Consider the following 22329-nt stretch of genomic DNA (forward strand, 5'->3'; position numbering starts at 1 on the left):
TTACGACGCCATCGTTAAGCTTTCCGGTATCGAAACGCTGACCTGGAGCTACGCCATGCACGCCTTTTTCCCCGCCCAAGCCCCGCGCCGCCATGCCGCGCCGGCGCGTTCCTGCCTGATGCAGCTGACCGTGGACGTGGCGGCGGTGACCGACTTGCGGGCGCTGGTGGTGCGCACCTGTGGCGACGCCATGCAGTTCATGCGGGTCGAAGCCTGCGACCACGGCGCCCGTGTGCGGGTCTGGCTGTGCCTGTCGCGGGCGCTGGCCGGGCAGGTGATGGAGGCGGTGATGCGCGCCTTGCCGGGTGCTGAATTCGGCCGCCTGACGCCGCTGGCACACCGGTCGGCCGCATGATTGGCACCGAGGGCCGCGTCACGGCCGGCATGGACGTTCTGTACCGCGAAATTTTCAACCACTGATAGCTACACTGATAGGAAATATATGAATAAGTTTGCACCTGCCGCAGCCCTTGCCGCTGCTGTTGCCGCCCTTGCCGCTACGGCGGCCCCTGCCGCGCTCGCGCAGGAGGCCGCAGCGGCGGCCGTGCCGGACAATGCGGTCAGCTTCAACGTGGCGGCGATCAGCGACTACCGCTATCGCGGCATCTCGCAGACGCGCTTGCAGCCGGCCTTGCAGGGCGGTGCGGATTACGTCAACAATCCGGCCGGCCTGTATGTGGGCGCGTGGGCGTCGACCATCACCTGGGTGAAGGATGCCGGCGGCGATGGCAGCGTGGAACTGGATATCTATGCCGGCAAGCGCGGGCAACTGACGGCGGATGTTTCGTATGATGTGGGCGTGCTGACGTATGTGTATGCGTCCAATCAGCTGCCGGTCAGCGCCAATACCACCGAGGTGTATGGCCAGCTGGGTTATGGCCCGGCTTATGTGAAGTATTCGCATGCGGTGACGAATCTGTTCGGTTTTGCCGACAGCAAGAACAGCGGCTATCTGGATCTGGGCGCGAATATTGAGGCGGGCGATGGTTTTGTCGTCAACCTGCACGCCGGCCGTCAGGAGGTCAAGCATAACGATGCCGCTTCCTACACTGACTGGAAGCTGGGTGTGACCAAGGACTTCGGCGTAGTGACCGGCGCGCTGGCGGTGATTGGCACCAACGCCAATGAATCGGCCTATACCTCGGCCGCCAATGGCAAGTTCCTTGGCAAAAACGCGCTGCAGCTGACCATCAGCAAAGTGTTCTAATCGGATCGCCCGCGCGCCGCCGCATGACGCTTATGGCGTTTGCCAAGCTTGCTATGCGTGCCGCCTTTGTCCCGGCTGTCACGCGCGGGGCCGGCGTTTGCAGGGCTGGCGGCGGCTTTTTCCCGACTGGCGGCATTTTCGTCATCGGCGGCGCCGAACAGGCGCGCGATGGCGATTTTTTGTTTGCTCCGGCAGACGTCGGCCAGCACCCATTGTTCATTGCCGGGAAAACGCAGCCAGACCGCCTTCCAGGCGTTGCGGTTGCCGCTGCCTTGCAGGTTGGCGAAGCCGGATGGTGTGACGGTGCGGTCGCCGCACCGGATTTCTGCACCTTTGACGACCGCAAAATAGGGCTCGCCTCCGAAGGCGGCACGCAGTCTGGTGCCTTCGGGCAGGAATAGCTGCTTCCATTGGTGGCCCGCTTCGGTGCTGGCGTTCGCAACGGCGGCCGTCTCATCGTGCTTGTTTGACGCTGGCGGGCGCATATAGCCGCGTATCGCGTCGCAGATGGTGGGTGCAAGTTCCCAACTGTTCCAGGCATATCCGGTGAGCTCTCCCAGCTCAACAAGAATGTCGCACGGCAGGCGGACGGAAGAACGCAGGGTATCCATGAGGGGTCTCCGAAAAAGGGGTTTTACTAAAATCTGCTAACTACTAATATTTAGTACTGCAGTGCCCTAACTCATACTATTTAGAGTGCTCCGCATGATTTTTAGTTCTCCCAATTCCCCAATAGTGCGGAATATAGTTGATTAGCGTTTAGTAGTACCGCTTAGGCAATTTTAGTAAAAGCCGAAAAACCAACACCCCCTCCCTATACTCCCGCCCCGCATCCGCCCGGCTATATCGGGCAGGCTCTTGGCATCAAGGCAGCGAAGCGGCGCTCGTTGGGGCAGGCAGGGAAAATTTCGCGGTAAAGATGGCGCACTTCGGGAGCGCACAGCCGCTGGTCTTGCTTGTAGGCGGGGAGTTCGAGTTCGCTGTGGCGGGAGTGGTAGGTATTCTGGCCGCCATCCTCAAGGACCAGCGTATCGGCGAGGCGTGCGCGCGGCAGTTGCGCGACGAAGACCAGCACGCTGCCGGCCTGGTGTGCTGTCAGCGGGCGGCGGCCGTGGGCAATGGCCACCAGCATCTGTGCCGACGGATTCGCGCTTTGCACAAATTTCAGGCGCGCCAGCAGTTCGGCGCAGCCATCGCGCTGCAACGCTGCGGGCCGGATCAGGGCGAGGATGACGTTGGCGCGGGCCAGCACAGCATCAGGACTGCGCGCAGTGGCGTGGATCACCAGATCGTCGAACAATTGCGGATCGTAGTGGCCGGGATTGGGCGACACCAGCAGCACGCGCTTGCCGGCGGCCACGCGCAGCATGGCCAGATCCTCGGCCAGATCGGCGACGGCGCTGTCGCCGTCGCCGTCCACCCCAGTCAGTGCGACGATCATAGCGCAGCCCTCGCATGCGACAGAGAATAGCGTGCACCGTTGCTTAGGCTGGCGGCGGGGCGGTAGCGGGGGATGGCGGCAAGCGTTTCCAGCGCGGCGGCCAGCAGGTTTTTGCAGGCCGTGGTGGCTGGCATCATCGGCAGGCGCAGCTCGTCGTGCAGCAGGCCCTGCATGCTGAGCAGCGCTTTCAACGGCGCCGGATTCGGCTCGGAAAACAGCAGATGCATCATCGGCAGCAACTGTGCGGCCAGCGCGCGCGCCTCGTCCAGCCGCTGTGCGCACACCAGATCAAACAACTGCACATACAAATCGGTGCGGATATGCGCCGACGCCGAAATCGCCCCATGCGCACCACCGCACAGCGCCGGAAACAGCAGGGGATCATCGCCGCACAATACCGCCAGCGGCGTATGCTGCACCAGATCCATCATCTGCTGCAGGCTGCCGCCGGCCTCCTTGATGGCGGCGAACTGCGGCCGCTGCGCCAGCTTGCGCGCGGTGGCCAGCTCCAGGCACACGCCGGTGCGCGCCGGCACGTTGTACAGCACGATGGGCCGGCCGGTGGAATCGGCGATGGTCTCGAAATGGCGCAGCAGGCCTTCCTGTGAAGGCCGTACATAGGCCGGTGTCGACACCAGATAGCCGGCCAGTTCAGCATCGTCAAACTCCAGCACCCGGCTGGCGGCGGCTAAGGTATCGCTGCCGCCGATGCCCATCAACACCGGGCAGCGCCGGCGCGCCACCTCCAGCACCGCCGCCAGCGCCGCGCTCTGCTCGGCCAGATCCAGCTGCGGGGCCTCGCCGGTGGTGCCGCACACCACCAGCCCGTGGGCGCCGTCGTCGATCAGCCGCTCGGCCAGCCGCTGCAAGCGCGCCAGATCCAGCTCGCCGTGATGCATGGGCGTCACTAGCGGCACCCAGATGCCGTGTAAAGAATTCATGATATTCCAAGGTGGTTGCAATGCTTCCAGCGTAGCGACAGCCCCGTAAAAATGTTCTAAAGAGTGGCGCGCAGCGCGTAAACGCGGCGTCAATTTTTACGCTTTGTTTACACCCGGCCGGCAAGTCTTTACAAAATCTTTAGACCGATCTGGCTAAGCTTCACGCTATCAAAAACAAGACCTGTGAGGGTGTGATGGACTTAGTATTTATCGGCGCTACGGCGCTGTTGTATCTGCTGACGGTGGCGCTGGCCGCCGGCTGCAGCAAGCTGGGCGAACAGGGAGGCCAGCCATGAACACGTTCTATGTGATCGGCGCCATCGCGGCGGCCGGCCTGCTGGTCTACCTGGTGGTAGCGCTGGTGAAAGCGGAGGACCTATGACCACGCAATCCACGGTGCTGCTGATCGTCTTCCTGACCGTGCTGCTGGCGCTGGCCTGGCCGCTCGGCCTGCTGCTGACGCGCGTCGGCGCGGGCGCCGCCGGTAGCAGCCCGATGCCAGGCATGGGCTGGCTGGCCAGGCTGGAGCGCCTGATCTACCGCGCCGCCGGCGTCAACCCGGACCAAGGCCAGGGCTGGAAAACCTACGCCGCCTCGCTGCTGCTCTTCAGCCTGATCGGCGCACTGGCCACCTACGGCCTGCAGCGGGTACAAGCCTGGCTGCCGCTGAATCCGCAGGCGCTGGCCAATGTCAGCCCGGATTCCGCCTTCGACACCGCCGTCAGCTTTGTCGCCAACACCAACTGGCAGGGCTACAGCGGCGAACAGACCATGAGCTACCTGACCCAGATGCTGGTGCTGGCCGGCCAGAACTTCTTCTCGGCCGCCACCGGCATCGCGGTCGCCTATGCGCTGATACGCGGCTTCGCCGCGCGCTCGGCCCAGTCGATCGGCAATTTCTGGGTCGACCTGACCCGCTCCACGCTGTATGTGCTGCTGCCGCTGTCGCTGCTGCTGGCGGTATTCCTGATGGCGCAGGGCGTGATCCAGAACTTCAAGCCGTATCAGGAAGTGCAGCTGCTCGACCCGGTCAGCTACAGCCAGCCGAAAGCCGGCGCCGACGGCCAGCCGCTGAAGGACGCGCAAGGCCAGCCGGTGCTGGAAAACCTCAGCGCCACTACCCAGACCATCGCCATGGGCCCGGTCGCCTCGCAGGAAGCGATCAAGATGCTGGGCACCAATGGCGGCGGCTTCTTCAACGCCAACTCGGCGCATCCCTATGAAAATCCTACCGCGCTGAGCAACTTCGCGCAGATGCTGGCCATCTTCCTGATCCCTGCCGGCCTGTGCTTCGCCTTTGGCCGCATGGTCGGCGACCAGCGCCAGGGCTGGGCGGTGCTGGCCGCGATGACGGTGCTATTCGTGATCTGCACCTGCGTGGTGATGGGGGCCGAGCAAAGCGCGCATCCGGGCCTGCAGGCGCTCAATATCGACCAAAGCCAGGGCTATATGGAAGGCAAGGAAACCCGCTTCGGCATCAGCGCCTCGTCACTGTTCGTGGCGGTCACCACCGCCGCCTCGTGCGGTGCGGTCAACGCCATGCACGACTCGCTGACGCCGATCGGCGGCCTGATCCCGATGTTGCTGATGCAGTTCGGCGAAGTGATCTTCGGCGGCGTCGGCAGCGGCCTGTACGGCATGCTGGTGTTCGCCATCATGGCGGTGTTCATCGCCGGCCTGATGATAGGCCGCACGCCGGAATACCTGGGCAAGAAAATTCAGGCGCATGAAATGAAGATGACCGCGATCGCCATCCTGGTGACGCCGACGCTGGTGCTGGCCGGCACCGCCATCGCGGTGCTGTGCGAGGCCGGCAAGGCCGGCATCGCCAATCCTGGCGCACACGGCTTCTCGGAAATCCTGTACGCCTTCAGCTCGGCCGCCAACAACAACGGCAGTGCGTTTGCCGGGCTATCGGCCAACACGCCGTTCTACAACAGCATGCTGGCGATCGCCATGTGGTTCGGGCGCTTCGCCATGATTGTGCCGATTCTGGCCATCGCCGGCTCGCTGGCCGGCAAGCAGCGGCTGGAGGCCAACGCCGGCACCATGCCGACCCACGGCGGCATGTTCATCGGCCTGCTGTGCGGCGTGGTGGTGCTGGTCGGCGTGCTCAATTACGTGCCGGCGCTGGCGCTCGGCCCGGTGGCCGAACACCTGCAGCTGTTTGCAAAATAAGGAATCATCATGTCCCAAGCTACCCCAAAAGAGATGACCCTCTTTACCAATCCGCCGGCCCGCAAGCTGAGCATGTTCGACACGCAGCTGCTGGCGCCGGCCATCGCCGACGCCTTCCGCAAGCTGCATCCGCGCACCCAGTTGCGCAGCCCGGTGATGTTCGTGGTCTACATCGGCAGCATCATCACCAGCCTGCTGGCGGCGCAGGCGCTGACCGGGCAGGGCGAGGCGCCGGCCGGCTTCATTGTCGCTGCCGCGGTCTGGCTGTGGTTCACCGTGTTGTTCGCCAACTTCGCCGAAGCGCTGGCCGAGGGGCGCAGCAAGGCGCAGGCGGCCTCGCTGCGCAGCCTGAAGCAGACCGTCACCGCCAAGAAGCTGGCCACGCCCAAGCACGGCACCACCTGGCTGCCGCAGCCGGCGCTGGACCTGCGCAAGGGCCATTACATCCTGGTCGAAGCGGGCGACGTGATCCCGATCGACGGCGAGGTGATCGAAGGCGTGGCCTCGGTGGACGAAAGCGCGATCACCGGCGAATCGGCGCCGGTGATACGCGAATCGGGCGGCGACTTCTCCTCGGTCACCGGCGGCACCCGGGTGCTGTCGGACTGGCTGGTGGTGCGCGTCACCGCCAATCCCGGTGAAACCTTCCTCGACCGCATGATCTCGATGGTGGAGGGCGCCAAGCGCCAGAAAACGCCCAACGAAATCGCGCTGACCATCCTGCTGGTGGCGCTGACCATCGTGTTCCTGGTGGTGACCGTGAGCTTGCTGCCGTTCTCGCTGTTCTCGGTCAGCGCCGCCGGCGCCGCAGGTGTGGTAACTAAGCCGGTGACGATCACCGTGCTGATCGCGCTGCTGGTCTGCCTGATCCCGACCACCATCGGCGGCCTGTTGAGCGCCATCGGCGTGGCCGGCATGAGCCGCATGATGCAGGCGAATGTGATCGCCACCTCGGGCCGCGCGGTGGAGGCGGCCGGCGACGTCGATGTGCTGCTGCTGGATAAAACCGGCACCATCACGCTGGGCAACCGCCAGGCGGCCGCCTTCGTGCCGGCGCCGGGCGTCAGCGAGCAGCAGCTGGCCGACGTGGCGCAACTGGCGTCGCTGGCCGACGACACGCCGGAAGGGCGCAGCATCGTGGTGCTGGCCAAGCAGAAGTTCAACATCCGCGAGCGCGAGATGGCGGTGCTGAACGCGGTGTTCGTGCCGTTCACCGCGCAGACGCGCATGAGCGGCATCGACATCGGCAGCCGGGCGATCCGCAAGGGCGCGGCCGACACCGTGCGCAAATACGTCGAATCGCTGGGCCAGCCATATCCGGCCGAGATCGCGCGCAGCGTTGACGATATCTCGCGCCGTGGCAGCACGCCGCTGGTGGTGGTCGACGGTCAGCGGGTGATGGGCGTGGTCGAACTGAAAGACATCGTCAAGGGCGGCATCAAGGAGCGCTTCGCCGAACTGCGCCGCATGGGCATCAAGACCGTGATGATCACCGGCGACAACCAGCTGACCGCCGCCGCGATTGCCGCCGAGGCGGGCGTGGACGACTTCCTGGCCGAAGCCACGCCGGAAGACAAGCTGAAACTGATACGCCAGTACCAGGCCGAAGGCCGGCTGGTGGCGATGACCGGCGACGGCACCAATGACGCGCCGGCACTGGCGCAGGCCGACGTGGCGGTGGCGATGAACTCCGGCACCCAGGCCGCCAAGGAGGCCGGCAATATGGTCGACCTGGATTCGAATCCGACCAAGCTGCTGGAGATCGTTGAAATCGGCAAGCAGATGCTGATGACGCGCGGCTCGCTGACCACCTTCTCGATCGCCAACGACATCGCCAAATACTTCGCCATCATCCCGGCGGCGTTTGTCGGCACCTATCCGCAGCTGAAGGCGCTGGACATCATGCAGCTGGCCAGCCCGGCATCGGCCATCATGTCGGCGCTGATCTTCAACGCGCTGATCATCGTGGTGCTGATTCCGCTGGCGCTGAAGGGCGTGCAATACCGGGCGATCGGCGCGGTGGCGCTGCTGCGCCGCAACCTGCTGCTGTATGGCGCGGGCGGCATCATCCTGCCGTTCATCGGCATCAAGGCCATCGACCTGCTGCTGGCCGCATTCAATCTCGTCTAAGGAGGCCGCCATGGCAAACCAACTTCGTCCCGCCCTCACCATCTTCGCCGCACTGACGCTGATCTGCGGCGTGGCCTACCCGCTGGCCGTGACCGGCATCGGCAGCGCCGTGTTCCCGGCGCAGGCCGGCGGCAGCCTGGTGGCCGTCAACGGCCAGCCGGCCGGCTCGCTGCTGATCGGCCAGGCCTTCACTTCGCCGCAGTACTTCTGGGGGCGGCCATCGGCCACCGCGCCGATGCCGAACAACGCGGCCGGCTCGGGCGGCGCCAACCAGGGGCCAAGCAATCCGGCGCTGCTGGACGCCGTCAAAAGCCGCATCGGCGCGCTGCAAGCCGCCGACCCGTCCAACAGCGCCGCCATCCCGATCGACCTGGTCACCGCCTCGGCCAGCGGCCTGGACCCGGAAATCAGCGTGGCCGCCGCGCGCTACCAGGCCGGCCGGGTGGCCGCCGCGCGCAAGCTCAGCCACGAACAGCTGCTGGCGCTGATCGAACGCCACACCCAGCCGCAGTGGCTGGGCTTCTTCGGCGAGGCGCGGGTCAACGTGCTGGCGCTGAACCTGGCGCTGGACCAGGCCAGCCCGCACCGCCAGCAATAAGGCGAGTACAATCCGCGCATGGCCAACCACGACACCCTACGCCGGGAGCCCGTACGCCGGGAGCCCGTAAGACCCGACCCCGACGCGCTGCTGGCGCAGGTGCAGGCGCAGGAGCGCAAGGCGGTGCGCGGCAAGCTGCGGATCTACTTCGGCGCCTCGGCCGGCGTCGGCAAAACCTACGCCATGCTGGGCGCCGCGCGCAAGCTGCTGGAAGCCGGCCAGCCGTTGCTGGTCGGCGTGGTGGAAACCCACGGCCGCACCGACACCGCCGCCATGCTGGCCGGCTTGCCGCAGCTGCCGCCACGGCTGGTAGCGCACCGTGGCAAGCAGCTGCAGGAATTCGACCTGGACGGCGCGCTGGCGGCCCGCCCGCCGCTGATCCTGATCGACGAACTGGCGCACAGCAACGCGCCCGGCTCGCGCCACCCGAAACGCTGGCAGGACGTCGAAGAACTGCTGGATGCCGGCATCGACGTGCTCACCACCGTCAACGTGCAGCACCTGGAAAGCCTGAACGACGTGGTGGGCGGCATCACCGGCATCCGCATCGGCGAAACCGTGCCGGACACGGTATTCGACCAGGCCGACGAAGTGGTGCTGGTCGACCTGCCGGCCGACGAACTGCTGGCGCGCCTGCAAAGCGGCAAGGTATACCAGGCCGCGCAGGCCGAACGGGCCGCCAAGAACTTCTTCCGCAAAGGGAACCTGATCGCGCTGCGCGAACTGGCGCTGCGCCGCACTGCCGACCGCATCGAAGACGATGTGCGCGCCTACCGGGTAGAAAAATCGATTGCCGACATCTGGAAAACCGGCGCGGCGCTGCTGGCCTGCGTCGGCCCGCACGGCGACGGCGAACACACGGTGCGCAGCGCGGCGCGGCTGGCCGGCCAGCTGGGTACCGGCTGGCACGCGGTGTACGTCGAAACGCCGGCGCTGCAAAAGCTGCCGGCTGCGCAGCGCGAGCACATCCTCAAGCAGCTCAAGCTGGCCGAAGACCTGGGCGCCAGCACGGCCGTGCTGTCCGGCCACGGCGTCGCGCAGGAGGCGCTGGCGTACGCGCGCAGCCACAACCTGTCCAAGCTGGTGCTGGGCCGCGCGCAAGCAAGGTGGCCATGGCGAGCGCCGCTCAGCAAGCGGCTGGCGCAGCTGGCGCCGGACATCGACCTGATCGACATCGGCGCGCCGCGCCAGCAGGCCGCCGCATCGTTCAGCAAGCCGCCGCTGCCCGATATCGACAGCGACAGCCGCGACAGCGCGGCGCGCGGTCTGCGGCGGCGCGTCACCGGCTACGTGGTGGCGGCGCTGGCCGGCGTGGCCACTGCGCTGGCGGCCACGCCGATGCTGCCCTGGCTGGACCTGGCCAATATCGCCATGCTATTCCTGCTGGTGGTGGTGCTGGTGGCGGTGCGCTACGGGCGCGGCCCATCGGTGCTGGCCACCTGCGTCAGTGTGGCCAGCTTCGACTTCTTCTTCGTGCCGCCGCGCTTCACGCTGGCGGTCAGCGACTTCCAGTATCTGATTACTTTCCTGGTGATGCTGGCGGTCGGCCTGATCACCGGCCACCTGACCGCTGGCCTGCGCTTCCAGGCGCGGGTAGCCGGCCAGCGCGAACGGCGCGCGCGGGCGCTGTACGAATTCGCCCGCGAACTGTCCGGCGCATTGCAGACCGCGCAAATCTTCGACAGCACGCAAAGCGTGATCCAGCAAGCCTTCATGGCGCGCGCCACGCTGCTGCTGCCGGATGACGACGGCCGCCTGCAAGCGCCGGAGGCCAGCGCCGGCAGCGCCGCCAGCGGCGAAGCAGGGCGGCTGGACCTGGGCATCGCCCAATGGTCGTTTGACCGCGCCGAGCCGGCCGGACTGGGCACCGACACCCTGCCGGCCAGCCGCATCTTCTACCTGCCGCTGGTGGCGCCGATGCGCACCCGTGGCGTACTGGCGATCGAACCAGAGCAGCGGCGCTGGATACTGATCCCCGAGCAGCGCCAGCAACTGGACACCTTTGCCGCATTGGCGGCGATCGCGCTGGAGCGGGTGCACTACATCGAAGTGGCGCAGGGCGCGCTGGTCAGCATGGAATCCGAGCGGCTGCGCAACTCGCTGCTGGCGGCGCTGTCGCATGACCTGCGCACGCCACTGACCTCGCTGGTCGGCCTGTCCGAATCGCTGGCCGGCGCGCAGCCGCCACTCAGCGCAGCCCACCAGGAAGTGGCGCGCGCGCTGCATGACGAAGCGCTGCGCATGAGCACCATGGTGGCCAACCTGCTGGACATGGCGCGCATCCAGAGCGGCGAAGTGCGCTTCAACCTGCAATGGCAGCCGCTGGAAGAAGTGGTCGGCAGCGCGCTGCGCGCCAGCGCCGCCACGCTACGCGCGCAGCGCATCAGCACCCAGCTGCCGCCCGGCCTGCCGCTGCTGCGCTACGACGCAGTGCTGATCGAAAGGGTGCTGGTCAACCTGCTGGAAAACGCCGCCAAATACACGCCGCCAGGCGCGCACATCGTCATCAGCGCAGCGCTGCATGGCGCCTGGATCAACATCCAGGTGGACGACGACGGGCCGGGCCTGCCGCCGGGGCGCGAAGAAGCACTGTTTGAAAAATTCACGCGCGGCGAGCGCGAGTCGGCCAAGCCCGGTGTCGGCCTGGGGCTGGCGATCTGCCGCGCCATCATCGAGGCGCACGGCGGCCGCATCAGCGCCGGGCGCAGCCCGCTGGGCGGCGCCGGCTTCACCATCACGCTGCCGCTGGGCACACCACCGGCCATGCCGGAGGAGGAAGAACATGCATGACACCGCGCCGACCGCTCTGCTGGTCGAAGACGAACCGCAGATCCGCCGCTTTGTGCGCGCCGCGCTGGAGCAGGAGGGCTGGCAGGTGCACGAGGCGCCCGGCATGCAGCGCGGCCTGATCGACGCCGGCACCCGCAAGCCGGACCTGATCGTGCTGGACCTCGGCCTGCCGGATGGCGACGGCATCGACTTCATCACCGACTTGCGCAAATGGTCGGCGGTGCCGGTAATCGTACTGTCGGCGCGGGTCAGCGAGGACGACAAGATCCGCGCGCTGGACGCCGGCGCCGACGACTACCTGAGCAAGCCGTTCGGCACCGGAGAGTTGCTGGCGCGGGTGCGCGCCACCCTGCGCCGGCAGCGCCAGCCGGCCGCCGGCAACAGCGGCCTGGTGCAATTCGGGGAGGTGCTGGTGGACCTGCAAAACCGCCGTGTCACGCGCGGCGGTGCGCATGTGCATCTGACGCCGACCGAATACCGGCTGCTGGCGGTGCTGGTGGCGAATGCCGGGCGGGTGATGAGCAACCCGCAGCTGCTGCGCGCCGTGTGGGGACCGTCACAGGCGGAAAACGGCCACTACCTGCGCATCTACATGGGCCATTTGCGGCACAAGCTGGAGGAAGATCCGACCCAGCCGCGCTACCTGCTGACCGAAACGGCGGTTGGCTACCGGCTGCAACTTTAGCGCTTCAGCCGCGCACCATCAGATCGTAGTCCTGGGCGCTGCCGTGGTAGTGGAAGCTACGCCGGCGCAGCATCTGCATCATCTGCGAGTCGGTCTTGCAGCCCACCACCAAGCGCCGCTGCTGATAGCGGGTACAGAAAAAGTCCACCAGTGCGGTGCCCACGCCCTGGCCGCGGAAAGCCGGATCGACCGCCAGCGCGTGCAGCTCGCGCTCTGGACCGTGGCTATCATCCAGGCCCAGCACCATGATGTAGCCGCTCAACTGGCCATCCTGTTCTGACACCCAGAATTCCACCGGCACCATGGATTGGCCGCCGCCCCACTTATCACGCAGCACAGTGCCGCTGGCGATGCCCTTGGTAAAGTGCGCGCTCAACTGCGCCTGGCGCCCGGCATCGGCGACATCGCTATTAAAGGCGCCATCATGGTTGGCGCCGACCGTCAGGCGCACGATGGCTGGGACGTCGCTGTGCACGGCGCGGCGGATGGCGGCGTCCAGATGGCGATAATGGCGCGCCTGGCGGGCCTTGCGCTGGAAGCTGCCGGCATGCTGCGCCAGCCGATCCATGGTCAGCCGCACCTGGTGCGTCAGCAGCGCGACCAGACCGTAGAAGACAGCGCTTTGCAGGACGTCGTAAAACAGCATCAGCGGCGTGTCATGGTGCAGGTTGTCGTAATCGTAGACGCGCAGCAGCGTGGACAGGCTGACAAACAACAGCACGCCGGGCAGGCGCAGCCGCCACGCGGCCAGCGCCACCGGCAGGCTATAGAAAGGGGCGAACGAAATCGTCGCGCTGGTAGTGGCGTCGACAAAGAAGATCAAGGCTTGCGCCAGCAGCAGCACCAAGGCCAGCTGGCGCCCGCTGGCGCCGCGCAGGCGCTGGGACAGATAACGGAACATGACACAAGGCTAATGCTTGTGACAGTGACAAATCAACTTATGATTTGTATTGAATTGTTTCAGGAATGGAATAAAAATTAACCCTCTTATCCCCTTGGCAATCCATGTTGTCGTTAGTTATTTGCTGAGCGTGCGCATGGCGCGCTCCAGTCCGTCCATGGTCAAGGGATACATGCGGTGGTTCATCAGCTGGCGGATAATGGACACCGACTGGCGGTACTGCCAGCTACCCTCCGGCTCAGGATTGAGCCAGACGAATTTCGGAAAAGTGCTGGTGAAGCGCGCCAGCCAGGCGCTGCCGGCTTCCGGATTGTTGTATTCCACCGAGCCGCCTGGCTGCAGGATTTCGTAGGGGCTCATGGTGGCGTCGCCAACGAAGATCAGTTTGGTATCCGGCGGATACTTGCGCAGCACATCCCAGGTCGGGAAGCGCTCCGTGTGGCGGCGGCGGTTGTTCTGCCACAGATAATCGTAGACGCAGTTGTGGAAGTAAAAGAACGCCATATTCTTGAATTCCGACTTGGACGCCGCGAACAATTCCTCGGTGCGCTCGATGTGGTCGTCCATCGAACCGCCGACATCGAACAGCATCAGCACCTTGATATTGTTCTTGCGCTCCGGTTGCATCTTGATATCCAGATAGCCCGCGTTGCTGGCGGTGGCGCGGATGGTGGCGTCCAGCGCCAGTTCCTCGGCCGCGCCGAGGCGGGCGAACTTGCGCAGCCGGCGCAGCGCCAGCTTGATGTTGCGGGTGCCGAGTTCACGCTCGCCGTCGTAGTCCTGGTAGGCGCGCGCCTCCCACACCTTGACCGCAGTGCGGTTGCCGCCCTTGCCGCCGATGCGCACGCCTTCCGGATTGGTGCCGCCGTGGCCGAATGGCGAAGTGCCGCCGGTGCCGATCCATTTGTTGCCGCCCTCGTGGCGCTCCTTCTGCTCCTTCAGCAGTTCGCGCAGGCGGTCCATCAGCTTGTCGTAGCCGAATTTTTCCAGCGCGGCCAGCTGCTCCGGCGTCAACTCGCGCTTCATGCGCTGCACCAGCCAGTCCAGCGGCACGCTGCCCTGTTCGTCGAAAGCTGCGCTGACGCCCTTGAAGTACAGGCCGAAGGCGCGGTCGAACTTGTCGAAGTGGGCTTCGTCCTTGACCAGTGTCAGGCGCGCCAGGTAGTAGAAGTCGTCCAGCGCGTGCGGGATCACCTGCTTCTGCATGGCTTCCAGCAGCGTCAGGAACTCCTTGATGGTCACCGGGATCTTGGCGTCCTTGAGCGTGAAGAAAAAATCGATCAGCATCTCACTGCACTCCGTGCTGCGCCAGCTTGTAGCGCAGCTGCGCCTTGATCTCCGGCCACTCGCCGGCGGCGATGCTGTACATGACGGTGTCGCGCACCGTGCCGTCGCGGCGCAGCGCATGGTGGCGCAGCACGCCGTCCTTTTTCGCGCCGAGCCGCTCGATGGCGGCCTGCGACGCGTGATTGAAGTTATCGGTGCGCAGGCCGACCAGCGCCGCGCCCAGCGTCTCGAAGGCGTGGCCCAGCAACAGCAGCTTGCAGGTAGTGTTGACGTGGCTGCGCTGGCGGCTCTTGGCGTACCAGGTATAGCCGATCTCCAGCCGGCCGATGTCGGGCACGATATCGTGATAGCTGGTGGTGCCCATCAGCGCGCCGCTGGCGCTGTCGATCACGGCAAACGCCAGCCGGGTGGGGCGCTGCTCGATGGCCTTGAAGATATACGCGTCCACCTCGTGCGGCTCGGGCACCGAAGTGATGCGCAAATTCCACAATTCGCCATCGGCGGCCGCCGTGCGCAGGCCCTCGGCGTGGTGGGGCGCCAGCGGTTCCAGGCGCACACCGTGCAATTCCAGCGTCAGCGCCCGTGGCGTATCAAAGGCGATGCTCATCGGTTGGCCCGCACCATCTGGATCAGGCGCTCGAACAGGTGAATATCCTGCTCGTTCTTCAGCAGCGCGCCATGCAGCGGCGGCACGATGGCTTTCTGATCCTGGCTGCGCAGCGCTTCCGGCGGAATGTCTTCCGCCATCAGCAGCTTGAGCCAGTCGAGGAATTCAGAGGTGGACGGCTTCTTCTTCAGGCCCTGCACCTCGCGCAGCTCGTAGAAAGTCTGCAGCGCCTGCGCCAGCAGTTCCTGCTTCAGCTGCGGATAGTGGACCTGGACGATTTGCTGCATGGTGTCGCGGTCGGGGAATTTGATGTAGTGGAAGAAGCAGCGGCGCAGGAAGGCATCCGGCAGCTCCTTCTCGTTGTTGGAGGTGATGATCACCAGCGGGCGGTGCACGGCGCGCACCATCTCGCGGGTTTCGTAGACATAGAACTCCATGCGGTCCAGCTCGCGCAGCAGGTCGTTGGGGAACTCGATGTCGGCCTTGTCGATTTCATCGATCAGCAGCACCACCGGCGCCGGCGCGGTGAAAGCCTGCCACAGCACGCCCTTGACGATGTAGTTATGGATGTCGCGCACCCGCTCGTCGCCCAGCTGCGAATCGCGCAGGCGCGACACCGCGTCGTATTCGTACAGGCCCTGCTGCGCCTTGGTGGTCGACTTGACGTGCCACTGCATCAGCGGCATGTTCAGCGCGGCGGCGACTTCCTCGGCCAGCATGGTCTTGCCGGTGCCGGGTTCGCCCTTGATCAGCAGCGGGCGCTGCAAGGTCAGGGCGGCGTTGACCGCCAGTTTCAGGTCGGCGGTGGCGACGTACTGGTCGGAGCCTTCGAAGCGTGCTTGCATGGATTTGTCCGGGAAGAAAAAGAACAAACAGTATAGAAGGAAACGCTAGAGGAGGGACTCGGGAGCGCTGTGGGACGCGTGTTGTTTATAAAAAATACTTAGGTTAGAATCCCTGCATAAATAGTACAAAAGTCAATATAGTGACACGTGGTAGAAGTATCCGAGATCGCAGTATCCGATTACTTACTTAGAGACACCATGAAAAAACTCACCGCACTCCTCGTGTTCGCAGGCCTAGCCCACGTCGCCGTCGCTGCGGAAGTTGTGGGCAACGCCCAGAACGCCAAAGCCAAGATCGAAATGTGTATCGGTTGCCATGGCATCCCCGGCTACAAAGCCACTTTTCCCGAAGTATTCCAGGTGCCGATGATAGGCGGCCAGTCGGCCAAGTACATCGAAAGTGCGCTGCAGGCCTATAAGAAGGGCGAGCGCAAGCATCCATCGATGAGGGGGATCGCGGCCAGCCTGTCGGATCAGGACATTGCCGACGTGGCGGCATTCTATGCGCAGCAGACCCGCAGCGGAGGTGTGAAATGAAGCGTCAACACTGGATCGCCGCAGCCGCCTGCCTGCTGGCCGCGATGGGCGCGCAAGCGGCCGGCAACATCGCCGCCGGCAAGGCGCTGGCCGACAAATACACCTGCGTCAGCTGCCATGGCCCGGACTTCAACACGCCGATCGACCCCAGCTATCCGAAGCTGGCCGGCCAGCACAAGGACTACCTGGAGCATGCGCTGAAAGCCTACAAGCGCGGCGACGCCGCCAACGGCCGCAGCAACGCCATCATGACCGGCCAGGTCAAGCCCTTGAGCAACCAGGACATCAAAGACCTGGCCGCCTACCTGCACAGCCTGCCAGGCCAACTGGCCACCCACCGCTAAAAAACCGGGGTCAGTTCTGCCAAACGTACACGAGCTCGTGTACGTTTGGCGGAACTGACCGCGGAGTTTAGAGGCGGCGCTGGATGGCTTCGAGGTAGGCGGCGGCGTCGGGTGGGGTGCCGGTGCGCTGGGCGTTCCAGATCATTTCGCCCAGGCATTCCATGATTTCGTGCTGCGCCGCATGGGCGTCGTCCAGCTTCAACGTCAGCTGGGTGGCCAGCGCGCGGATGCCGGGCGGCTGGTCGATCGAGATCTGCTCGTCGATCGACAGGTGCATCGACAAATGTAAAAACGGATTGGCTTGCGCGCCTTCGACTTGATAGTCGCGCGTTAAGGCAGTGTCGACGTCGGCCAGCACATCGTGGTATTCGGGATGGTGGCGTATCCAGTCGGCCGCCATGGTTTCGATCGGCGTCAGTGGCGCGCGCGCCTGTTGCTTGCGGTAGGCGTCGCAGAAGAAGCGGCGCACATCGTCGGAAGAGGGATTAAACATAGGCCGCCATTGTACGGAAAAAAAACGGGACCGTCAGAGACGGTCCCGTTTTGGCATCAGGCGCTGTTTTTCTGTTCAGCCGCCGGTTCGGCGCAAGCGCAGTCGTCCGTGGTGGGCGGCAGCGGCTTGGGCGCCGGCGTCGCGCTGTTGCGCGGCGCGTGCGGCTGGCGCAGGTAGCGCGAGCCGTGGTGGCGGCGGTCGTGGCCGTTGGCCGGCCAGGTCAGGAAGCGCGACAACTCCTGCAGCGCGCGCTGGTAGACGTCGCGCTTGAATTCGATCACCACGTCCAGCGGCACCCAGTAGTCATGCCAGCGCCAGGCGTCGAACTCCGGATGGTCGGTCAGGCGCAGGTTGACGTCGTTATCGCGCGCACACATGCGCAGCAGGAACCAGATCTGTTTCTGGCCACGGTAGTGGCCGCGGATTTCCCGCTTGATGAAATGGTCCGGCACCTCATAGCGCAGCCAGTCGCGGGTGCGACCGACAATCTTGACGTGCTCGGCCCGCAGACCGATTTCCTCCTCCAGCTCGCGATACATCGCCTGCTCTGGCGTCTCTCCATACTTGATGCCGCCTTGCGGAAATTGCCATGAGTGCTCACGCACCCGCTTGCCCCACCACACCTCGTTCTGGGCGTTCAGCAGGATGATGCCGACGTTGGGCCGAAACCCTTCACGATCGAGCATATTGCACCTCAAACTTTCTGCGACTGTGCCCCCGTCTTATATTTTTGCCCACAAAACGGCACACCGACAGCGTTTTCGGGGTACGAAAACGGCCGGAGGGCCCTGATTTGAACGCATTTGTATAAAGTATGGGTGCATCAGCCAGCTAATCCTTTAAAATTAGGTTGATTATAACTCTCTCTTTTTAAAAAGAATTCACCGTATGCGCGCGTCACGTTTTTTTATTTCCACGCTTAAAGAAGCTCCTTCGGATGCCGAGATCGTCAGCCATCAGTTAATGATGCGCGCCGGCATGATCAAACGCCTGGGTTCGGGCATTTACACCTACATGCCGATGGGCCTGAAAATCATCCGCAAGGTTGAAGCCATCGTGCGCGAGGAAATGAACCAGTCGGCCGCCATCGAGCTGCTGATGCCCCTGATCCAGCCGGCCGAGCTGTGGCAGGAAACTGGCCGCTGGGACAAGATGGGCGCCGAACTGCTGCGCATCAAGGACCGTCACGGCCGCGAATTCGCCTTCCAGCCGACTGCTGAAGAAGTGATCACCGATGTTGTCCGTTCGGAAATCAAATCCTACCGCCAGCTGCCGTTGAATTTTTACCACATCCAGACCAAATTCCGCGACGAGCGCCGTCCACGCTTCGGCCTGATGCGCGGCCGCGAGTTCACCATGAAGGACGCGTACTCCTTCGACCGTGACCTGGCCGGCATGCAAGCCTCGTACAAAATCATGTACGACGCCTATGTACGTATTTTCAACCGTTTTGGTTTGAAGTTCCGTGCGGTAGCAGCCGATAACGGCGCGATCGGCGGTACCGGTTCGCACGAATTCCACGTCATCGCCAGCACCGGCGAGGACGCGCTGGTGTACTGCCCGACCTCCGATTACGCCGCCAATATGGAAGCGGCCGAAGCGTTGCCGGTCAATGCCAGCCGTCCTGCCGCCGCGCAGCCGCTGACCAAGGTGGAAACGCCAAACGCCACCAAGTGCGAGCTGGTGGCCGAGCAGCTGAAACAGCCGCTGTCGCAGACCGTGAAAACCCTGGCGCTGACCGTCGAGAATGAAGCCGACGGTAAAGTGACTAAACAGTATTTCATGTTGTTGTTGCGTGGCGACCACGAACTCAACGACATCAAGGCCGGCAAAGTGCCGGGCCTGGCGGCGCACCGCTTCTCGACCGAAGCGGAAATCCTGGAAGTCTACGGCTGCGTGCCTGGCTACCTGGGCCCGATCGGCACCAAGGCTCCGGTCACCGTGGTGGCCGACCGCAGTGTCGCCAACATGGCGGACTTCATTTGCGGCGCGAATGATGCCGGCTACCACTACACCGGCGCCAACTGGGGCCGCGACACTGCCGAGCCAACCATTGTGGCCGACCTGCGCAATGTGGTCGAAGGCGACGCCTCGCCGGACGGCAAGGGCGTGCTGGCGATCGAGCGCGGCATCGAAGTGGGCCACGTGTTCCAGCTGGGCACGGCCTACTCGGAAGCGATGAAGGCCACCTTCCTCGACGAAAACGGCAAACCTGCGCCGCTGCAGATGGGCTGCTACGGCATCGGCATCACCCGCATCCTGGGCGCCGCGATCGAGCAGAACTTCGACGACAAGGGCATTGTGTGGCCGACCGCGCTGGCGCCGTTCGAACTGGTACTGTGCCCGATGGGCATGGACCGCAGCGAAGCGGTGAAAGAAACGGCCGAGAAGCTGTACGCCGAAGCAGTCGCGGCCGGCATCGACGTGATCCTGGACGACCGCGGCCAGCGTCCGGGCCAGATGTTTGCCGACTGGGAGCTGATCGGCGTGCCGCACCGCGTGGTGATCGGCGACCGTGGCCTGAAAGAAGGCAAGCTGGAATACCAGGGCCGCCGCGACACCGAAGCGACTGCCGTGCCGGTGGCCGAGGTGCTGGCCTTCATCAAAGGCAAACTGGCGCAGTGATGAACGCGCTGCGGCGGCGGACGCTGGCGGCGCTGCTGCTGGCGCTGGCCGTCCCGGCGGCGCTGGCCGGCAATCAGAAGGAGGAAGCGCTGGCCGACTCGGTGCGGCTGGCGCTGTCCAACGCCATCAAGGATGCGACCCCGCCCACGCCCGCCTTCCGCAATCCCTCCGATCAGGCGCAGTACCGCAACTGGCTGGAGACCATGTCGCACCGGCTACAGCGCAAGCTGCCGGACCGGCAGACCCGCAACGAATTCCTGGCCACCGCCTGGTATGAGGCGCGCCGCGCCGGCCTCGATCCTGGCCTGGTGCTGGGCTTGATACAGGTGGAGTCGGCTTACCGCAAATACGCGGTGTCGATCGCCGGCGCGCGCGGCTATATGCAGGTGATGCCGTTCTGGACCAATGTGATCGGCGACCGCGACCGGCGCGCGCTGTTTGATATGCAGACCAATCTGCGCTACGGCTGTTCTATCCTGCGCATGTATATCGACATGGAGGCGGGCAATCTGTTCCTGGCTTTGGGGCGTTACAATGGTAGCCGCGGCAAGCCCGAATATCCGAACGCCGTGCTCAAGGCATGGAATAACTGGAAATAAAAAACCGGGGAAGTCCCCGGTTTTTTTTGTCTCTTATTTCAGGTGGTCGGAAATGAGCTTGGTCATTTCGAACATGGAAACCTGAGCTTTGCCGCCGAATACGGCTTTCAGTTTATCGTCCGCATTGATGTTGCGGCGGTTGGCCGCATCTTGCAGATCGTGTTTCTTGATGTATTCCCACACTTTCTTGGTGACTTCGGTGCGCGGCAGAGGCGCGGCACCCACGACGGCAGCCAGGGAGGCGGATGGCGTCAGCGCTTTCATGAAAGCGGCGTTAGGTTTGCGTGCTGCTGGTGCTTTTTTCACTGCTGGTTTAGCTGCTGCTTTTACGGGTGCTGCTGCTTTCTTCACGGCAGGTTTTGCTGCCGGTTTCTTAGCAGGTGCTGCTTTTTTGGCTGTTGCCATATTCGAGCCTCCTTAACGAACACATAGAAAATTGCGCAATTGATCGCACCGGGTAATATTGGTGGGGATTTAAGCAGTACGCAAGTGTTTTTCGCGTTTTTTCCCGGAAACACCACGTAAACACGGGGCTAAACCGGGGTTTACGTGATTTGAGGCGCATTCAAGCAGCTTAACGCAGGCCCGGCATCATGCCCTTCATCGAGCGCATCATTTTCATCATGCCGCCGCCCGATAGCTTTTTCATCATGGTTTGCATCTGCTCGAACTGGTTCAGCATGCGGTTGACTTCCTGCACCTGCACGCCGGCGCCGGCCGCGATGCGGCGCTTGCGGGTGGCTTTGATCAGTTCCGGCTTGGCGCGTTCGGCCGCCGTCATCGAGTCGATGATGCCGACCATGCGGCGCACCTGCTTGTCGGCCTGGTCCATATTGGCGTTGCCGGCCGCCTGCTGGAATTGCGCCGGCAGCTTGTCGACCAGGCTGGCCATGCCGCCCATTTTTTTCATCTGGCCCAGTTGCGCCTTGAAGTCGTTCATGTCGAACTTGCCGCCCGACTTGACCTTGGCCGCCAGGTCGGCAGCCGCCTTGGCGTCCACGCCTTTGCGGGCTTCCTCGACCAGCGCGAGGATGTCGCCCATGCCCAGCACGCGGTTGGCCATGCGCGCCGGATCGAACGGCTCCAGGCCGTCGAGTTTTTCCGAGACGCCGGCAAACTTGATCGGCTTGCCGGTGATGTGGCGCACCGACAGCGCCGCGCCGCCGCGCGCATCGCCGTCCAGCTTGGTCAGCACGATGCCGGTCAGCGGCAGCGCGTCGTTGAAGGCCTTGGCGGTGTTGATCGCATCCTGGCCCAGCATGGCGTCGACCACGAACAGGGTTTCCACCGGCTTGACCGCGCCGTGCACGGCAGCGATCTCTTTCATCATTTCTTCATCGATGCCGAGACGGCCGGCGGTGTCGATGATCAGCACGTCGTGGTAGTGCTTTTTGGCCCAGTCCAGCGCGGCCAGCGCGATATCGACCGGCTTGTCCTGCGCGGTGGACGGGAAGAAGTCGGCGCCGACCTGGCTGGTCACCGATTGCAGCTGGGCGATCGCGGCAGGGCGATACACGTCGGCCGACACCGTCAGCACTTTCTTTTTCTTTTCTTCCTTCAGGTACTTGGCCAGCTTGCCGACGGTGGTGGTCTTACCCACACCTTGCAGGCCGGCCATCAGGATGATCGCCGGCGGCTGCTGGGCAAAGCTGATCTGCGCCGCTTCCGGGCCGAGGTCGGCGCCCATCAGCGCCGCCAGTTCGCGCTGCACCACGCCGACCAGCGCCTGGCCCGGCGACAGCGAGGCGATCACTTCTTCGCCCAGCGCTTTCTCTTTGACGCGGGAGATGAATTCGCGCACGGCCGGCAGGGCGACGTCGGCCTCCAGCAGCGCCATGCGCACTTCGCGCAGCATCTCGGCGGTGTTGGCTTCGGTCAGGCGGGCCTCGCCGCGCATGGTCTTGACGACCTTGGCAAGGCGTTGAGTCAGATTATCTAGCATGGTGATCGATCTTCGTGGTGGCGCCGGCCGCGCGGCCGGACATGACAATGGCCGCCATTTTACCGCATCGCTTGCGGCTTCACCATTGAGCGGATTGCCAAAAAATATACAGTTTCTCGTTGACAATATTCTCGGCCACAGGCATGGTGTTGCTTTCTATTTAAGTATGGGGTGGTGAG

Annotated in this window: 25 protein-coding genes; 14 read left to right on the plus strand and 11 right to left on the minus strand. The window is 64.2% G+C overall.

From position 1 onward, the window contains the following. Positions 1–55 precede the first annotated feature (55 nt). Positions 56–355: a hypothetical protein gene (locus KW842_RS16175; protein ID WP_218305137.1), complete on the plus strand. Its 300-nt coding sequence runs from the start codon at positions 56–58 to the stop codon at positions 353–355. A gap of 87 nt (positions 356–442) precedes the next feature. Next, complete coding sequence (locus tag KW842_RS16180) at positions 443–1207, plus strand: TorF family putative porin (protein WP_218305138.1); 765 nt, start codon at positions 443–445, stop codon at positions 1205–1207. Here the strand turns inward: KW842_RS16180 and KW842_RS16185 are convergent. The 3 genes from KW842_RS16185 to dapA form a co-directional block, all read right to left on the minus strand. Further along, positions 1204–1818, minus strand: coding sequence for a hypothetical protein (locus tag KW842_RS16185; RefSeq protein ID WP_218305139.1), 615 nt, complete (start codon positions 1816–1818; stop codon positions 1204–1206). The two genes, KW842_RS16180 and KW842_RS16185, sit on opposite strands and share 4 nt — an antisense overlap. A gap of 230 nt (positions 1819–2048) precedes the next feature. Next, a complete protein-coding gene (locus tag KW842_RS16190) occupies positions 2049–2648 on the minus strand; it encodes a hypothetical protein (RefSeq protein ID WP_218305140.1) in 600 nt (199 codons plus the stop codon). Then, a complete protein-coding gene (gene dapA, locus KW842_RS16195) occupies positions 2645–3589 on the minus strand; it encodes a 4-hydroxy-tetrahydrodipicolinate synthase (protein WP_229223732.1) in 945 nt (314 codons plus the stop codon). The genes KW842_RS16190 and dapA overlap by 4 nt, the downstream gene beginning before the upstream one ends. Positions 3590–3783: 194 nt before the next feature. On the opposite strand from dapA, the gene KW842_RS16200 reads away from it, so the two are divergent. Genes KW842_RS16200 through kdpE form a run of 7 tightly spaced genes read left to right on the plus strand, consistent with a single transcriptional unit; the run spans position 3784 to position 11970 of the window. Next, positions 3784–3885: a potassium ABC transporter ATPase gene (locus KW842_RS16200; RefSeq protein ID WP_218305141.1), complete on the plus strand. Its 102-nt coding sequence runs from the start codon at positions 3784–3786 to the stop codon at positions 3883–3885. Further along, on the plus strand, positions 3882–3971 hold the full coding sequence (locus KW842_RS16205) for a potassium-transporting ATPase subunit F (RefSeq protein WP_218305142.1): 90 nt from the start codon (positions 3882–3884) through the stop codon (positions 3969–3971). Before KW842_RS16200 ends, KW842_RS16205 begins: the two co-directional genes overlap by 4 nt. Continuing rightward, a complete protein-coding gene (gene kdpA / locus KW842_RS16210) occupies positions 3968–5767 on the plus strand; it encodes a potassium-transporting ATPase subunit KdpA (RefSeq protein ID WP_218305143.1) in 1800 nt (599 codons plus the stop codon). The genes KW842_RS16205 and kdpA overlap by 4 nt, the downstream gene beginning before the upstream one ends. Positions 5768–5776: 9 nt before the next feature. Beyond that, a complete protein-coding gene (kdpB, locus tag KW842_RS16215) occupies positions 5777–7897 on the plus strand; it encodes a potassium-transporting ATPase subunit KdpB (protein WP_304515100.1) in 2121 nt (706 codons plus the stop codon). A 10-nt stretch (positions 7898–7907) separates the two neighbouring features. Next, positions 7908–8495: a potassium-transporting ATPase subunit KdpC gene (gene kdpC, locus KW842_RS16220; protein ID WP_218305144.1), complete on the plus strand. Its 588-nt coding sequence runs from the start codon at positions 7908–7910 to the stop codon at positions 8493–8495. An 18-nt stretch (positions 8496–8513) separates the two neighbouring features. Next, positions 8514–11285 carry a two-component system sensor histidine kinase KdpD gene (gene kdpD, locus KW842_RS16225; protein WP_218305145.1) on the plus strand — a complete coding sequence of 924 codons (2772 nt, stop codon included), beginning with the start codon at positions 8514–8516 and terminating at the stop codon, positions 11283–11285. Continuing rightward, positions 11278–11970, plus strand: a complete 693-nt coding sequence (gene kdpE / locus KW842_RS16230; protein WP_218305146.1) for a two-component system response regulator KdpE — start codon at positions 11278–11280, stop codon at positions 11968–11970. Before kdpD ends, kdpE begins: the two co-directional genes overlap by 8 nt. A 4-nt stretch (positions 11971–11974) precedes the next feature. On the opposite strand, the gene KW842_RS16235 is transcribed toward kdpE, so the two are convergent. From KW842_RS16235 to KW842_RS16250, 4 genes are all read right to left on the minus strand, one after another. Then, positions 11975–12871, minus strand: a complete 897-nt coding sequence (locus KW842_RS16235) for a GNAT family N-acetyltransferase (RefSeq protein ID WP_218305147.1) — start codon at positions 12869–12871, stop codon at positions 11975–11977. A gap of 117 nt (positions 12872–12988) precedes the next feature. After that, complete coding sequence (locus KW842_RS16240) at positions 12989–14158, minus strand: VWA domain-containing protein (RefSeq protein ID WP_218305148.1); 1170 nt, start codon at positions 14156–14158, stop codon at positions 12989–12991. Between the two features lies 1 nt (position 14159). After that, positions 14160–14765 (minus strand): GNAT family N-acetyltransferase, encoded by a 606-nt coding sequence (locus KW842_RS16245; RefSeq protein WP_218305149.1) that lies wholly within the window; start codon positions 14763–14765, stop codon positions 14160–14162. Beyond that, positions 14762–15610 (minus strand): MoxR family ATPase, encoded by an 849-nt coding sequence (locus tag KW842_RS16250; RefSeq protein WP_218305150.1) that lies wholly within the window; start codon positions 15608–15610, stop codon positions 14762–14764. The genes KW842_RS16245 and KW842_RS16250 overlap by 4 nt, the downstream gene beginning before the upstream one ends. 198 nt (positions 15611–15808) lie before the next feature. On the opposite strand from KW842_RS16250, the gene KW842_RS16255 reads away from it, so the two are divergent. Both KW842_RS16255 and KW842_RS16260 read left to right on the plus strand, forming a co-directional pair. Next, the gene (locus KW842_RS16255) at positions 15809–16147 is read left to right on the plus strand and encodes a cytochrome c (RefSeq protein WP_218305151.1); all 339 of its coding nucleotides are present in this window, start codon (positions 15809–15811) and stop codon (positions 16145–16147) included. Beyond that, the gene (locus tag KW842_RS16260; protein ID WP_218305152.1) at positions 16144–16491 is read left to right on the plus strand and encodes a cytochrome c; all 348 of its coding nucleotides are present in this window, start codon (positions 16144–16146) and stop codon (positions 16489–16491) included. The genes KW842_RS16255 and KW842_RS16260 overlap by 4 nt, the downstream gene beginning before the upstream one ends. Before the next feature lie 67 nt (positions 16492–16558). Here the strand turns inward: KW842_RS16260 and KW842_RS16265 are convergent, their stop codons facing one another. Then, complete coding sequence (locus KW842_RS16265; RefSeq protein WP_218305153.1) at positions 16559–16984, minus strand: DUF1841 family protein; 426 nt, start codon at positions 16982–16984, stop codon at positions 16559–16561. Between the two features lie 56 nt (positions 16985–17040). After that, positions 17041–17670 carry an RNA pyrophosphohydrolase gene (locus tag KW842_RS16270; protein WP_229223733.1) on the minus strand — a complete coding sequence of 210 codons (630 nt, stop codon included), beginning with the start codon at positions 17668–17670 and terminating at the stop codon, positions 17041–17043. Between the two features lie 202 nt (positions 17671–17872). Between KW842_RS16270 and KW842_RS16275 the strand changes: the two genes are divergently transcribed. Together KW842_RS16275 and KW842_RS16280 are read left to right on the plus strand one after the other, a co-directional pair. Continuing rightward, the gene (locus tag KW842_RS16275; protein WP_218305154.1) at positions 17873–19609 is read left to right on the plus strand and encodes a proline--tRNA ligase; all 1737 of its coding nucleotides are present in this window, start codon (positions 17873–17875) and stop codon (positions 19607–19609) included. Next, entirely contained in the window at positions 19609–20208 is a 600-nt protein-coding gene (locus KW842_RS16280; RefSeq protein ID WP_218305155.1) for a lytic transglycosylase domain-containing protein, read from the plus strand. The genes KW842_RS16275 and KW842_RS16280 overlap by 1 nt, the downstream gene beginning before the upstream one ends. Positions 20209–20241: 33 nt before the next feature. On the opposite strand, the gene KW842_RS16285 is transcribed toward KW842_RS16280, so the two are convergent. Both KW842_RS16285 and ffh read right to left on the minus strand, forming a co-directional pair. After that, positions 20242–20613, minus strand: a complete 372-nt coding sequence (locus KW842_RS16285; RefSeq protein WP_090183172.1) for an SWIB/MDM2 domain-containing protein — start codon at positions 20611–20613, stop codon at positions 20242–20244. Positions 20614–20782: 169 nt separating this feature from the next. Continuing rightward, a complete protein-coding gene (gene ffh / locus KW842_RS16290) occupies positions 20783–22150 on the minus strand; it encodes a signal recognition particle protein (RefSeq protein ID WP_218305156.1) in 1368 nt (455 codons plus the stop codon). On the opposite strand from ffh, the gene KW842_RS16295 reads away from it, so the two are divergent. Then, positions 22149–22328 carry a hypothetical protein gene (locus tag KW842_RS16295; RefSeq protein ID WP_218305157.1) on the plus strand — a complete coding sequence of 60 codons (180 nt, stop codon included), beginning with the start codon at positions 22149–22151 and terminating at the stop codon, positions 22326–22328. The genes ffh and KW842_RS16295 overlap by 2 nt on opposite strands. Position 22329 lies beyond the last annotated feature (1 nt).

The organism is Duganella sp. sic0402 (assembly GCF_019219065.1).
Taxonomy (GTDB): Bacteria; Pseudomonadota; Gammaproteobacteria; order Burkholderiales; family Burkholderiaceae_D; genus Rugamonas.